Origin of the sequence: Mitsuaria sp. PDC51, assembly GCF_900113225.1 — a bacterium.
In the GTDB taxonomy this organism is placed as follows: domain Bacteria; phylum Pseudomonadota; class Gammaproteobacteria; order Burkholderiales; family Burkholderiaceae_C; genus Roseateles.
Genome location: NZ_FOZE01000002.1, coordinates 1527820 through 1542712, shown reverse-complemented (window position 1 = coordinate 1542712; position 14893 = coordinate 1527820). Strand labels below are relative to the sequence as shown.

The following is a 14893-nucleotide window of genomic DNA, read 5'->3' as shown; positions in this document are numbered from 1 at the left end:
AAGCAAAGCAGATCTTCTTCGTTCCCTTGGCCGGTGCGCTTGCCTACATTGGGCGCTCCCCTCAACCCCCCCGTGAAGAGAAGACTCCCGTGAACGCACTCCGACGCACCGTCTCGCTGCTTGCCACCGCCGCTCTGCTGGGGGGTGCCGCGCTGATGCCCCAGGCCCATGCGCAGGGCGCGGTCACGCTGCTCAACGTCTCCTACGACCCGACGCGCGAGCTGTACCAGGACTTCAACGCCGCGTTCGCGAAGTACTGGAAGGCCAAGACCGGCGAGACCGTGACGGTGAAGAACTCGCACGGCGGCTCGGGCAAGCAGGCGCGCTCGGTCATCGACGGCCTGGACGCCGACGTGGTGACGCTGGCGCTGGCCTACGACATCGACGCGCTGCACGACCACGGCAAGCTGCTGCCCGCCGACTGGCAGAAGCGCCTGCCGAGCAACGCGTCGCCGTACACCTCGACGATCGTCTTCCTGGTGCGCAAGGGCAATCCCAAGCACATCAACGACTGGCCGGACCTGGCCCGCGGCGGCATCGACGTGATCACGCCCAACCCGAAAACCTCTGGCGGCGCGCGCTGGAACTACCTGGCGGCCTGGGCCTATGCGCTGAAGCAGCCGGGCGGCAATGCCGAATCGGCCAAGGCCTTCGTCAAGCGGATCTATGCCAACACCAAGGTGCTGGATTCCGGCGCACGCGGCGCGACGACGACTTTCGTCGAGCGCGGTATCGGCGACGTGCTGATCGCCTGGGAGAACGAGGCCTACCTGGCGGTGAAGGAACTGGGGCCGGACAAGTTCCAGATCGTCACGCCCAGCCTGTCGATCCTGGCAGAGCCGCCGGTGTCGGTGGTGGACAAGACGGTGGACAAGAAGGGCACGCGCAAGGTGGCGCAGGCCTACCTGGAGTACCTCTATTCGCCGGAAGGCCAGGAGATCGCCGCGAAGAACTACTACCGTCCGCGTGACCCGAAGGTCGCCGCCAAGTACGCCAAGCAGTTCGCGCCGGTGAAGCTGGTCACCATCGACGAGGTCTTCGGCGGCTGGCGCAATGCACAGAAGACCCACTTCGACGACGGCGGCGTCTTCGACCAGATCAACGAGAAGCGCTGATCCGGCGCCTCGAGCAAGAACACCTGTTTGTCTCCTCGGTCGGTCTCGGGCGCCGCGCAAGCGGCGTCACAGGCAATCAGACCGTTCGCTCTGTGCGAGCAGCCCCGCTGGCGATGGCCGGTGGGGCTTTTTTTGTCCTGACGTTCTCGTAGCTACCCCATGAACATTCGTGAATGGGGAACGGCCGCTTGCTAGCGGGAGACTCCGGAGCGCCGCGTCATCGCTGCGGCGCCCGCGCCTTCGCATCGTTGAAGGAGTTTTCGCGCCGGCAAGGTTCGATGCCGAGACCGCACATAAGGTCTGTGGAACGTCTTCGACACCGGCGCCGACCGCCGGCACACCTGGCAGTACAGATGACCATCAACAATCTTCGCAATCTCTTCCGGACGAATCGCACGCCCTCTGCGGAATCCAGTAGCTCGCCAGCGCAACGCCAAGAGACGGCTCCCGAGGCACGAGCCTCGCAGAACGCGCCAGCATCGCCTTACGGTATTCCGACCGGGCGGCGCCATCAGGCTGCGGCCACGGCTGAAGATGGACGCAGGCATCGAGTGCAGATCGGCAATCCCACGCCACGCAGCGATGCAGCACGCCACGCTGGGGCGGCAGCTGGCGCGACCGTGGCTGGCCCTGGGCGCATGCCAAACCGTGAAGTGATGGAAGGCGCGTTGCGCCTATTGGGTGGGACAGACCGCTCCAACATCACAGGCATGAGCCATCAAGAGGTGCTCCACGTGACCAATCACGTCCACCAGATCGCCATGCTGCCCGCATCTCGCCTCGACCCACGGGTCGTCGAAGCTGCGCAGCGAGGCAGCGGCAGCGCGGAACAACTGGTGCGCAACCTGTTGGCGTTGGTGACGTCAGACTCGCCGGTATTGCCGCGAAGCCAGAGATCGGAAATACGTCCTGGCGATCAGTTGTTGGCCTCGGCCCCCGCAAATCAGCCTGATCGGGCGACCAACCGCCCCAGCCATACAAACATGCCCAGGCAGGACGTCCAGTCCAATGCCGACCGTCGCACAGCGATGTTGCATGACGCCATGGACATGCTCACCGGCATGCACGACATCGACTTGACGGCCGTGGCGGGCCGCAACACGCAAAACCTGGTCGATCATCTGCAGGACATCCACTCGCCGCCCTCTGGCGGTCTGAATGCGCAGGTGGCAAGGGCCGCGACCCGGGCGAACGGCGACCCCGAGCAGTTGGTGCTCAACCTGCTGCGTCTTGTGACCAGGAAAGAACCGGTGCTGTCCACACGAGCGACCTCATCGGTTCAGCCGCCGACCGTGCCGAGCGCAGAAGTGATTGGTGACGCCGTCGTGCTGGTGGCGCGCGGCACCGGCATGCCGCAGGCCACCGAGCAAAACCGGCGCGATGTGGCCGGCCATCTGCGGGACATCGTGACGCAGCCTTTCTCGTCATTGCATGCAGGCGTGCGGCAGGCGGCACAACGGTGGCACGACAACCCGGAACAGCTGGCCAGCAGTCTGCTGACCCTTGTGACCGCGAACCCGCCGGTGCTGTCGAACAACCCGAGCCCTTCAACACAGACCGCAGACCGGCGCTCCCCGGCAGCCGACCAAGGCGAGCGCAGGAATGGAGCGCAGACCGTACAGGGCTCAAACCACGCCCGTTCGCGTGCCCGTCATCTGGACAATGGCTCGGCGACTCCGGCACACCGTGGCCCATTCGACGTGGGGCACTATCCGACCGAGCTGATGGGCGATCCGCAAAACCCGAACAACAACCACGCCCGAATCTTTTCGCGTCCGAACAACCCACGCGGGCCACGAACCTGAGTTCAGGAAGCATTGCGCCCAGACGCCCAGACCTGGACCTTGTCTCGTTGTTGCCCGCTGCCAGTTCGGTTCAGACCATCCGGGCCAGACCCAGGCCGCTGAATTTGACAGACATCGATGGCGGGCTATTTGGCGGATTGATTGACGAGTTGGTTGGCGTATTGGCCGGAGGGCCGGCCCGACGCTCCGCGCTCGAAGACACGCCGGGAGTGACCAACTACCGCTCCGCGGCTCCGGCGTGAAGGATGGCGGACGAGCGTCGCGGGTGATCCCCGTATGCTGCCCGCCGTGAACCCCCTTGCCTCGACCCGCGGCCGTCTCGTCGCGTCGCTTCCGTTGGCCGCCTCGCTCTTGGGCGGGGCGTCCGCGCACGCGCAGGGGGATGCCGTGGCGGTGGCGGCGGTCGCGCCGCCAGTGGTCGCCAAGATCACCTGGCTCGCCTCCGACCACGCGCCGCAGATGACCGGGGCGAGCGCGAGTGGCGTCACCGGCCACGTGATCACCTACCTCGACAGGCGCTGGCCCGGCGTCCGGCACGAGATCGTCTTCGCCAACGCCAAGCGCAGCTGGCAGATGATCGAAAACGGCGACGAGGTGTGCCGCGCCAACGTGGTCCGCACGCCGGAGCGCGAGCGGGCCGCCTACTTCATCAACACGCAACTCACGCCGCCGCCGCAACTGATCGTGCGACGCGAGCTGCTCAAGCGGCTGCCGCGCAACGGCGCCGGCGAAGTGGTGCTGCCACGCCTGCTCGCCGACACCTCGATGCGGGGCGCGCTGATCGACGGCCGCAGCTATGGGCCGGTGCTCGACGAGGCACTCGCCGCACGGCCGGCCGACAGCGCCGTCTCGCTGTACTCGCCCAAGGACTTCGGCGCGCGCCTGCTGCAGATGATCAGCCTCGGGCGCGCGGACTATTCAGTCGAACTCGACATGGCGCTGGTCATGGCCGGACATCCGGCGGACCTCGTCAGCGTCCCCATCCACGGCGCCAGTGAGCTGGTCATGGCCGGCATCGCCTGTCCCCGCACGCCTTGGGGCCTGGCCGCGATCCGGGGCATCGACAAGGCCTACGGCCGCCCCGAAGGCGCCGCCAGCCTGCGCAAGGGCCTGATGCATTGGCTCACGCCGGAAACGAAGGCCCACTACGCAGCCCGCTTCGACGCGTTCTATCGCGAACGCGCCAAGCCCTCTCGCATCGATCCCTGATGCCGGTGCCGATGCCGGCAGCGACCTCAGGACCGCCGCCGCCCATCAGACCTGGTACTCGACGCGGTTGCGTCCGCCGTCCTTGGCGCGGTACAGCGCCTGATCGGCGCGGCCGAGCAGTTCGTCCACCCGCAGGTCCTCGGGGCGCAGGGCCGTCACGCCGAAGCTCGCCGTCAGCGACGCCGGCGGCAGGCCCGGCTGCAAGGCCATGCCGCTGGTCTCGATGTGATGGCGTAGCCGCTCGACCAACTGCATCGCATGCGCCAGCGAGGTCTGCGGCAGCAGCAGCGCGAACTCCTCACCGCCGAGCCGTCCCAGCAGGTCCTGCTTGCGCACGACCTGCGCGCACAGCTGCACCAGGCGGCACAGCGCCGCGTCGCCGCGCGCGTGGCCCAGCGTGTCGTTGATGCGCTTGAAGTGGTCGACGTCCATCATCACCAGCGCCATCTCCAGCCCGTAGCGCCGGCTGCGCGCCACCTCCGCCTCCGCGTGGTCCAGGAAGCAGCGCCGGTTGGCCGCGCCGGTCAGGGCATCGGTGGTCGCCAGCCGCTGCAGCTCGAGCTCCAGCCGCTTGCGGTCGGTGAAGTCGACCAGCGTGCTGAGCACCGAGGGCTCGCCGTCGTACACGACCGGCACCATCGACAGCAGCATCCACAGCTCGCCGCCGTCGGCCGCCAGCAGGCAGACCTCCTCGCCCTGCAGACGGCCTTCCTCCTTGAACTTGAGCTGCATGCGCTCGCGATCGCCCGGGTCGCGGTAGAAGCTGATCGCCGGCTTGCCGACCAGCTCATCCAGCGTGCGTCCCGCGATGACGGCCGACGGGCCATTCGCATAGACGATCAGCGCATCGCGCTCGCGCGTCACCACCATCGGGATCGGCGCGTGGTCCAGCACGGCGCGCAGGCGCTCCTCGCTGTCGGCGAGCTCGCGGGTGCGCTGCGTCACGCGGCGCTCCAGGCTGGCGTTGAGCTCCTGCAGCTCCGCCACCAGTCGCGCGTTGTCCACCGCGTTCACCACGTTGGCGCAGAGCAGCTCCAGGAAACTCACCCGCGCCTCGGTGAACACGCCGGCCGCGGCCGCGTTCTCCAGGTAGAGCGCGCCCACCGTCTGCCCCTGCTTGAGCAGCGGCAGCGCCAGCACCGAGCGCGGCGGCGCCGCATGGCGCTGGAAGTAGTCCTCCATCGTCGCCAGGCCCCGCGCGTCGACGATCAGCTCGCGTCGCCCGTCGCCAAGCACCCGAGCCATGAGCGCCAGCGGCAGTTGCGCGCCGGCGCGTTCCAGCGGCAACTGTTCCAACAGGTGCAGCCGGGGCTGCTCGCCCAGGGTCGCCTCGGCCTGCAGCACCCAGCGCGACGCGCCCGCCGTGCCGCTGGCCAGCACGATCGCCGCGCGCTGCGCGCCGGCGTTCTCGGCGACGACCTCCAGCAGGCGGCGCAGCAGGCGCGGCAGGTCCGGCTGGCTGCTGATGGCCTGCACCGCCTTGGTCAGCGTGCTGAGGTCGGCGGCATCGGCGCGGATCTCCGTGCCCTCGGTGGTGGCACCGGCCGACCTGCCCGGCGCATCGGACAAGGGCGCGAGCACCAGCGCCTCGCCGGCGAGCGCGATCACGCCCCAGTCCTTCCACGCCAGCTGCAGGCGCTGACGCGCCCGGTCGGCCTGCGCTGGATCGCGCTCGCGCCACCAGTCGACCTGCGCGCGCAGCACGGCCGCGACATCGAGCGGCGTGCCTTGCCGCCCCTCCGCCGCTGCCAGCGCCCGGTCCAGGGCCGCGGCGATCTGCTCGTCCGGTTCACCGGCCAGCATCGCCTGCTGCGCCCGCAGCAGCGCGACGCGATCGGCCAGGTGTCCCGGTCCCGCGTCCTGCCAGCGCTGCAGGCGCCGCAGCGCGTCGTCCTCGAGCGCCTGGTCGCGCGCCCCGCCGGCCAGCGCGACGCGCTGCGCCGCCCAGGCCGCGATGAACAGCAGCAGCGATTGCGCATGCATGCCGCGGCCGGCCGCGAACAGGCCGCGCGCTTCGAGCGCCAGCCGCAGCGCGGGCTCCGGCCGGTCCGCCACGAAGTGCAGCACCGCCTGCCAGCCGTGCAGGAACATCAGCCCGGTCTGGTCCTGACGCTCGCCATAGGTGCGCGCGAACGCCTCCAGGCCGTCGAAGCCGTCCTCGGGCAGCCGCGGCTGCTGCAGCGTCCGCACCAGGGCGAGCAGCGCGTCCTCGTAGTCCGCCGCGACCGGCTGGCGCATCGCGCGCAGGCGCCGGCCGTGCGTCACCAGCTGCTCCTCCAGCGCCGGCAGCGGCATGCCGGCCAGGAAGGCATGCGCGTCGTGCACGTACAGGCCCAGGCCCGCATGGCGCAGGTTGCCGAATTCCAGCCCATTGCGATGCGTCTGCATCAGGCCGTCCATGCTCACGCGCAGGCCCTGCACCCAGTGGCTGAGGAAGGCATGAAAGGAGAAGCCCGCATGCGCGTAGACCTGCATCCAGCCGTGCCGGCTCACCAGCTCGGTCGACATGCGGCCCAGGTCATGCGCGAAGCGGTAGTCGCCTAGGAACTCCGCGCACATCAGCCCGAGCACCGAATACGCCGACAGCGCCTGCGGCACATGGCCGTGGTCCACCATCAGGCGGACCTGGAACAGCGTCAGCAAGGGCAGCAGCGCGGGCCGCACGATGTAGGCGGCGGCGGTCATCTTGGCGGCGATCGAGATCAGCAGCAGCCGCTGCTCGTCGCGCATCGGTGCGCGCGCGGCCAGCGTGTCCAGCCCGATCGCGGCGATCTCGCGCTGCAATCCGGCCAGCAATTCCATGACCTGCGCCATCGGGTCGGGCCCCGCGGCGCGCGGCAGCTCCGCGCCCAGCAGCAGGAACAGCTCCAGTCCCAGGTCGACGGTCTCGGCCAGCCGCCCCTGCGCGTAGAAGGCCTCCATGCGGACTTCCAGCAGCCGCGCGCGCTGCGCGTTGTCCGCGGCATCGGCGAGCGCCGATTCGAGCAGCGCATCCATCCGCGACGGCCGGCCCGCGAGGTAGGCCATACGCGCCGCGTGATGCAGCCACGCGGCCCGCTGCGGCGCCAGGGGCGCCAGCTCGAGCGCGAGCTCCGCGTAGTCGGCGGCGGGCTCGAAGGCCGCGGCGTCCATCGCCTGGAACGAGGCCTGCGCGTTGAACGCGGCCAGCGCCTCGCGCTCCGCTTCGTGCGCCGGCTCGCACAGCAGCAGCCGCGACGCGTTCAGGTGATGCAGGACCGTGTAGGGCAGCGGCAGCTCGGAATGGGCGGCGAGGTGGCTGTCACGCAGCAGCCGGCCGATGCGCAGTTGCAGCGCCGGCCGCTGGTCGGCCGCGATGCGCTGCAGCGCCGCCTCCTGCACGCGGTCATGGGCGAAGGCGTAGCGCACGCCCTCGCTGGCCTGTCCCTGCAGCTGCGGGGCGTAGCGGTACAGCGCGCTCGCCGGCACCAGCAGCTGCGCCTGCAGCGCCGGCAGCAGGTCGGTGGCCAGGGCGTCGGCGGGCACGTCCAGCGCGGTGGCCAGGCCGTCGAGGCCGAAGTTCGCGCCCAGCAGCGCCGCCACGCTCAGCGCCTGGCGCGTCGCATCGGGCAGGCGCTCGAGCTGCTGCAGCATCAGCGCGACGACGTTGTCCGCCGTGCGCGTCGCCGCGATGCGTTCGAGCGCATGGTCCCAGCGCTGCGTCGCGGCGTCGTAGTGGATCAGGCCGCGGCGCACCAGGTCCTCGAGCAGGCGGCGCAGGAAGAACGGATTGCCGGCGGTGCGGGTCTGGCACAGGCGCGCGAGTTCATCCAGGCCGGCATCCTCGACCTCGGGATCGCGACGCAGGCTGTCCGCGAGCAGGCGCCGCGTGTCGTCCAGGCCCAGCGGTCCGACGCGCAAGGGCGTGAAGCGCTCGCCGAGCTGCTGGCGCAGTTCCGTCAGTTCCTGCGCGATCGGATGGCCGGGCGGAGTCTCGTTGTCCCGGTAGGCGATGACGAACAGGGTGTGGCGCAGCGTCGCGTCGTTCAGGCATTCGCGCAGCAGCCGGCGCGACGCGCGGTCGGCCCATTGCCAGTCATCGAGGAACAGCGTCTGCGGCTCGCCCTCGCGCGCGAGCGCCGCGAAACCCTGGCTGATGCTGCGCAGGAAGCGGTTCTCCGCCTCCGCCGGGCCCACCGGCACCAGCGGCGCGTCCGGCGTCAGCAGCGGCGCCATCTCCGGCAGCGCCTGCGCGAGCAGCGCGGCATTCGCGCCCAGGCGCTCCCGCAGGCGATCGCGCCAGCTCGATTGATGTTCATCGGGCAGCGACAGCACCTGCGCCGCGCGCTGCTGCAGCAGGTGCAGCAGCGGACCGTAGGGCCGGTCCTGGCCGTACTGGTTGAACTTGGCGGCGGCGAAGTGGCCGCGCTGGGCCAGCAGGCTGCGCTGCGCGGCCAGCACCAGCGCGGTCTTGCCGATGCCGGAGAAGCCTGCCACGGCCACCAGCCCCGGCCCGCCGGCCAGGCCCGACGCGGCTTCGTCGAAGGCCTGCCCGAGCTGCGCCTGCGCCGACTCGCGACCGTAGAGCCGGCCACTGGGCTGGAAGCGCACGGCGGCATCGCCATGGCCGGGTTCGAAGCCGGGCAGGTCGCGGCCCTGTGCCAGCGCCGCCTGGCAAAGCTGCAAATCCTGGCGCAGGGCCTGATGGCTCTGGTAGCGGCTTTCGGGCTCCTTGTGCAGGCAGTGGGCGACGACCTGCGCCAGCGGCGCGAAGACCTGGTGATTGCGGCTGGTCGCCATCGGCGCGGCGAGCGCCAGGTGCGCATGCACCGCCCGCGCCGGATCGTCGACGCTGAAGGGCGGCGCGCCGGTTAGCGCCTCCAGCAGCGTGGCGCCGAGGCTGTAGAAGTCCGCGCGGTAGTCGACATCGCGGCTCATCCGGCCGGTCAGCTCGGGCGCCAACGTCGCCAGCGAGGCTTCGATCAGCTCGGCGCGCTGGACCAGCGGCCGTTCGCGCTCGATCTCGGCGGCCAGGCCGAGGTCCGCGATCAGCGTCCGGCCGGCCTCGCGGCCCGCGCCAGGCAGCAGCAGCACCTGGCCGGGCCCGAGGTTGCGATGGATCAGACCCTGGCCATGCAGGTGCTGCAGCGCCTCCACCAGATCCAGCGCGATCCGGATCAGCGCGTCGTTGTCCAGCGTGCCGCGCCGCAGGCGCTGCCGCAGCGTCTCGCCTTCCAGCTCGGGCAGCAACAGCGCGGGACGCTGGTCATGCTCGACCAGCGCGCGCGGTCGCAGCACGAAGGCGGGATCCAGGCGCTGGGCCAGTTCATATTCGCGGCGCAGCCGGGCGATGGCGGCCGCGTCCGGCCGGGCGTCGCGCAGGCGCTTGAGCAGCGCCCGCCCGCCCCGGCCGTCGCCGACCTGGAGGACCTCGCTCCGCTGACCCTGATGGATCGTCCGCTCCGCCTGCCAGGCCTCTGGATCGGCCGCCTCCCACGCTCGTCTGTCCGTCATCCCGTCCGCTCTCGGTTGTCGACGGACTGTAACGGGAGACCGGCCCGGCACCGCGTCGCGTCGGCGCCAGTACCGCGACGAATGCGGCCGGAAACGGAAGAAAGCGACAGATCGGCGCGCGGCGCGCCGATCGCCGCGTCAGCTGCCGTACTTGATCGAGCAGCCGTAGGGCTTGGTGCTGGCGTGCGTGATCTTCTTGCCGGCGGCCAGTTCGCCCAGCGCGGTCTTCACGTAGGGATCCGCCTTGGGGATGTCGTCGACCTTGGCGGTGGCGATGCTGTCGATGCCGCCCTTGTAGACCAGCACGCCCTGCGGATTGACGATGAACAGGTGGGGCGAGGTCTGCGCGCCGTAGCTCTTGCCGATCTGGCCGCTCGGGTCCAGCAGCACCTGCGTCGGCGCGGCGCCGCGGTCCTTGTTCAGCTTGAGCGCGGTCGGCCCGTCCACATGGCCCTGCTGGCCCGGCGCCGACGAGATCACCTGCAGCCACACGACGCCTTGCGCCGTCGCCTCCTTCTGCAGCGCGGGAATGTTGCCGCTGCCGTAGTGCTTCTTCACGAAGGGGCAATCGTGGTTGGTCCACTCCAGCACGACGGTCTTGCCCTTGTAGCTGTCGAGCGAGACGGTCTTGCCTTCGGCCGTCGTCGCGGTGAACGCGGGCGCGGGCTGGTCCAGCTGCGCCTGGGCTCGGGCCAGGCCGCCGGTGGCCAGCAGCACCGTCGTCGCGGCGCCGGCCAGCACGGTGCGGCGCGACAGCAGGCCACGCAGGAAAGGGGTCTTGGAGGTCATCGAGCGGGTCATGTTGCAGTCTCCAGGGATGAAATCGAAGCCGAGGGTTGATCGGATCCGGGGGATCGATCGGGAAGCTCGCTCAGGCGGCACCGCCACGCAGCGCGGTGGTAACGATGCCCGGCGTGAGCAGTTGCGGCAGCACCTGGGCGTCGTTGCCGGTGCCGGCCGGATAGAACAGGTAGAGCGGCACGCCGCTGCGATCGTGCTGCTTCAGCAGCTCGGTGATGCGCGGGTCCTGGCGCGTCCAGTCGCCCTTCAGGTAGGTCACGCCTTCGCGCACGAAGGCCTCGCGCACCTCGTCGGTGGACAGGGCCACGCGCTCGTTGACCAGGCAGGTGATGCACCACGACGCGGTCAGGTTCACGAACACCGGCTTGCCCTGCGCGCGCAGCTGGGCCAGGCGCTCCGGCGAATACGGCTCGTGATCGGCGCTCGCCGACGGACCGCTCGTGCTGCCCGAGCCGCCGGCGCGTGCGACGTCCTCGCCGACCACCGTGCCTAGCGTCGGCACCAGCGCCGCCGCGGCGACGACGGCAGCCAAGGCGGCGCCCGCGCCCGTCCACCGCCAACGCGGCGTCGCGTGACGACTCACTGTGCGGATCCACGCGGCCAGCGCCAGCAGACCCATGCCGGCCAGCGCCACCAGCACGCCCATCGGTCCGGCCTGCTGCGCGATCACCCACACCAGCCAGATCGCCGCGGCAAACATCGGGAAGGCGAGCGCCTGCTTGAGCAGGTCCATCCAGGGCCCGGGCCGAGGCATGCGGCGCTGCAACGCCGGCCACCAGGCCAGCGCGAGGTAGGGCAGCGCGAGCCCCAGACCTAACGCGAGGAACACCGCCATCAGCTCCACGGCCGGCTGCGCCAGCGCGTAGGCCATGGCAGCGCCCATGAAGGGCGCGGTGCATGGCGTCGCCACGACGGTCGCCAGCACGCCGGTGAAGAAGCTGCCGCTGAGACCCGGCTTCTCCGCGAGGCCCTGTCCGACACCGGCGAAACCAGCGCCGATCGACAGCAGCCCGGCCAACGACAGGCCGAGCACGAACATCAGCCAGGCGAGCAGCAGCACGAACAGCGGCGACTGGAACTGGAAGCCCCATCCCACGCCCGTGCCGGCGCCGCGCAGGGCCAGCAGCACCGCGCCGAGCGCGGCGAATGCGGCCAGCACACCGGCGGTATAGGCCAGCCCCTGACGGCGATGCGTGGATGCGCTGCCGTGCAGAAAGCCCAACGCCTTGATGGCCAGCACCGGAAACACGCAGGGCATCAGGTTGAGGATCAGGCCGCCGATCAGCGCCAAGCCCATCGCGGCCCACAGGCCGAGACCAGCGGCCTCAACGGCACCGGCACCGGCGGTGGCGGTTGCGGTGGCGCCTGGGGTCTTCGTCGTTGTCGCGGCGGGCGAAGTCGCGGGATTGGTCGCATTGGCGACGTTCCCGGCGTTCGTCGCGTTCGTCGCATTGGCCGTGTTGGACGACAAGGTCCCGCCACCCGTGTCCAGGCTCCCGCTGACGGGCAGTCTGACCGCCCAGGCCTGGCCGTCGATCAGCAGCAGGCCGTCCAGCGGCTTGCCGGCTGAAGGCGGCTCATCGCCAACCGGCATGCGCAGCCGCCACTGCTGGCCATCGCGATCCAGTTGGGGCTTCGCCGCATGCTGGATGCGTCCCCAGGCCTCCGGCAGGAACAGCGCCTGATGGGCCTCTCTGGCTGAGGCGCCGCCGGCACCTGTGAACGGCCAGCTCACGATCAGGTCCCGGCCTTCGAGCCGCGCGACGGCGGCAAAGGGCGCCGGACCGGGCAGCGCGGCTCGAGCCACGGCAAGCGCGCTGTGCTCGAGCGAAGGCTTGGCCGTGGGCCCCACCGGCAGGGAGAGCGACAGCGTCGCCTGTTGCGGGATGCATTCCTCGCGGCAGACCAGCCAGGTGGCTTCGGCGCCGATCGTCGCGGTGGAGCCGGGGGTCAGGCCTTGCGGCAGGCGGATTTCAGTCAGGAGGACGACCCGGTCCTCGTAGCCGTAATTGGTGATGGGGCCGACATCGAAACGCTTGGGGGCGGGCCAGAGGATGTCGCTGGCGGTGGCGCCTTGGGGCAGCTTCCATTCGATGCTGGTGGGCTGGCCGGAGTCGCCGGGGTTTTTCCAGTAGGTGTGCCAGTGGGGTGCGATCTTCTGCTCGAGCGCCAGCAGCAGGGTCTGGCCGGGCGCGACCTGGGTGCTGTCGCTGATCAACCGGACCTGGACTTCATCGGTGGCGGCGCGATCCGAGGGTGGCGCGGCGAGCGACGCGCTCGTGAGGGCCGCAAGGGTGATCGCTGCGAGTGCTGGCGCGATGGCGAGTCGGAAAAGACGCATGGGCGCGATGCTAGGGAATGGGGCCGACCCTCACAAGGCGTCGGCTTCCTTGTTTCCTTACTCCCTGGATTCGAAGAATCCGGTGTCCCTGTGATCCTGGATTCGCTCGATCCGTGACGCCCCCGAGTCATTCTCTCGGCCACGACGTCGACGACCACGAGCGCGGCTGGGGCCGGAACAGGGCTTGGGGGTCCAGGAGGGATCCCCCATGCCCTGTGGAGAGCCCGCGCTTGGCGAAACGCAGGAGAGGACCCTGGGCGACGGCGAAAAAAATGAGGAGAGCCTGACAAGCCCTGACAGCCGCAACCCGACGCCGGGCAGCGCCGGCGCTCCAAAAAATCAGAGGGGCAGAAAAACAGGCAAAACAGGCAAAACCAGGGAGGCCCCATCGGGCCGCCCGATCGAGCCACCGATCAGCCGTTCGGAATCAGCCGTTCGGAATGTCCGGCTCGACCAACTGGGTGAGCAGCGCCAGCGACTCCTGCCATCCCAGATGGCAGGCCTGCGACGGGATCACGTCCGGGATGCCTTCCTGGGTGATCTGCATCTCGGTCCCGCAGAAGACCTGCGACAGCTCCACCGTGGTGGTCATTTCCCCCGGCAGGTTGGGGTCGTCGAACTTGCTGGTGTAGCGGAGCCGCTTGCCGGGCTGCAGCTCCAGGTAGTTCCCGCCAAAGGTGTGGGTTGCTCCGGCCGAGAGGTTGGTGAAGGACATGCGCCAGCTGCCGCCGACCTTCGGTTCCATGTGGTGCATGGTGCCGGTGAAGCCATGCGGCGGCAGCCATTTGCACATCGCCGCCGGGTCGGTGAACGCGCGATAGACGCGCTCCGGCGGCGCCTTCAGGACGCGGTGCAGGCGGAGGGTGAAGGGCATCGGTGTCTCCTGGATTCATGCACGAATGGGAGACGGACCATAGCCCTGGATCGTGTCCGGCGCGAGACTCCTCGCCCCTGACAGGGATTCCCCGGGACCTCGGCCCGGCGTGTCAGCGCAGGGTCCCGGCGCGGGGGCTCAGCGCGCCGTGTCGCCTGCCCACACCCGCATGATCCGGTAAGGCGGCTTGCCTTCGTCCCGCCCGCCGGTGAAGGCCGGCGTCTTGTACAGCTGGTTCACCGAGATGTAGAGCCAGGACGAGTCGCCCACATGGACGCTGTCGGGCCAGTCCAGCCGTGCGTCGCGCACCAGCGGGACGAGCTTGCCATCGGTACCGAGGCGGTCGATGCCGCCCTCGTTGACGTTGGTGAAGAAGTGGCGTCCGCTCGCGTCGGTCGCGGCGCCGTCGGAGACTGGTTTCGGGCCAACGCGGCGGATCGCCGCGGCGGTCTCGGCGTCCGGGACGCCGGTGCGCAGCAGCCGCGCCGGCACCGAGTACCAGCTGCGACCGTTCATCGCGCCGAAGAACAGCGTCTCGCGATCGGCCGAGAGCGTGATCGGATTGACCGCGACATTCGCCGGCTTGCCCTGGAACTGGATCGGCCGGCCGCCGATGACCATCCGCGCCTGCGGCTCGGCCTGCAGCGCGGCGTGACCGCCGAAGCGGCGGGCACGACCGGTCGCGATCTCGACGGCGATCAGGCCCGGGTTGGCGATGTCGGCCAGATAGACCCAGCCCGCGCGGTCGTCGACGACCAGGTCCTGCACGAAGCTGCCTTTGGGCGCGATCTCCGGCGGCAACTCGATGCGCTGGACCTGCCGGCCCGATTCGGCCTCGAAGGCCCAGAGCCGGGTCTTTCCAAGGTTCAGGCCCATGTCGACGATCCAGATGCGGCCGAGGCCGTCGCCGATGATGCCCAGCGGCGTGTCGATGCGATCGTCGCTGGCGGTCGACGTGCCACGCTGGAGCTCGGTGGACGGCCAGGGCTTGAAGCTATCCCGGCCGGTGATCTCGATCAACTGCGCCGCGGCGGGCGCGCCCAGCGGATGCACGGTAGCGAACAGTCGGCCCCCGGGCCCGGGCGCCACGTTGCCGGGACGGATCGGGAGTTCGGCGACGACTTCGAGCTCTCCGGGGGTCGCCGCGCGGGCAGACAGGGCGGGGACGGCAGCGAGCGCGAAAGTCAGCGCGCCGGCCAGTGCGGTCGCGGCGCGATGGATCGAGTGGGAGCGGGCGGATGGCTTCGAAGGATGGCGGTTCATGGAGTCCTCGTTC

Annotated in this window: 8 protein-coding genes; 3 read left to right on the top strand and 5 right to left on the bottom strand. The window is 70.1% G+C overall.

Annotated elements, in window-relative coordinates; translation table 11 throughout:
- Positions 1 to 155: 155 nt before the first annotated feature.
- The 3 genes from BM393_RS18215 (at position 156) to BM393_RS18210 (ending at position 4129) form a co-directional block, all read left to right on the top strand.
- Positions 156 to 1115, top strand: coding sequence for a sulfate ABC transporter substrate-binding protein (locus tag BM393_RS18215; RefSeq protein WP_091731796.1), 960 nt, complete (start codon positions 156 to 158; stop codon positions 1113 to 1115).
- Positions 1116 to 1753: 638 nt separating this feature from the next.
- On the top strand, positions 1754 to 2920 hold the full coding sequence (locus BM393_RS25350; RefSeq protein ID WP_141225386.1) for a hypothetical protein: 1167 nt from the start codon (positions 1754 to 1756) through the stop codon (positions 2918 to 2920).
- Between the two features lie 288 nt (positions 2921 to 3208).
- On the top strand, positions 3209 to 4129 hold the full coding sequence (locus tag BM393_RS18210) for a TIGR02285 family protein (RefSeq protein WP_217648467.1): 921 nt from the start codon (positions 3209 to 3211) through the stop codon (positions 4127 to 4129).
- A 45-nt stretch (positions 4130 to 4174) separates the two neighbouring features.
- Here the strand turns inward: BM393_RS18210 and BM393_RS18205 are convergent, their stop codons facing one another.
- The 5 genes from BM393_RS18205 to BM393_RS18185 form a co-directional block, all read right to left on the bottom strand.
- A complete protein-coding gene (locus BM393_RS18205) occupies positions 4175 to 9601 on the bottom strand; it encodes a diguanylate cyclase (protein WP_091729718.1) in 5427 nt (1808 codons plus the stop codon).
- Positions 9602 to 9739: 138 nt separating this feature from the next.
- Positions 9740 to 10402, bottom strand: coding sequence for a redoxin domain-containing protein (locus BM393_RS18200; RefSeq protein WP_217648466.1), 663 nt, complete (start codon positions 10400 to 10402; stop codon positions 9740 to 9742).
- 70 nt (positions 10403 to 10472) lie between these two features.
- The gene (locus BM393_RS18195) at positions 10473 to 12743 is read right to left on the bottom strand and encodes a protein-disulfide reductase DsbD (protein ID WP_091729715.1); all 2271 of its coding nucleotides are present in this window, start codon (positions 12741 to 12743) and stop codon (positions 10473 to 10475) included.
- A 427-nt stretch (positions 12744 to 13170) separates the two neighbouring features.
- Positions 13171 to 13617 (bottom strand): SRPBCC family protein, encoded by a 447-nt coding sequence (locus tag BM393_RS18190; RefSeq protein WP_091729712.1) that lies wholly within the window; start codon positions 13615 to 13617, stop codon positions 13171 to 13173.
- Between the two features lie 138 nt (positions 13618 to 13755).
- On the bottom strand, positions 13756 to 14880 hold the full coding sequence (locus BM393_RS18185; protein WP_091729709.1) for an L-dopachrome tautomerase-related protein: 1125 nt from the start codon (positions 14878 to 14880) through the stop codon (positions 13756 to 13758).
- Between the last annotated feature and the right edge of the window lie 13 nt (positions 14881 to 14893).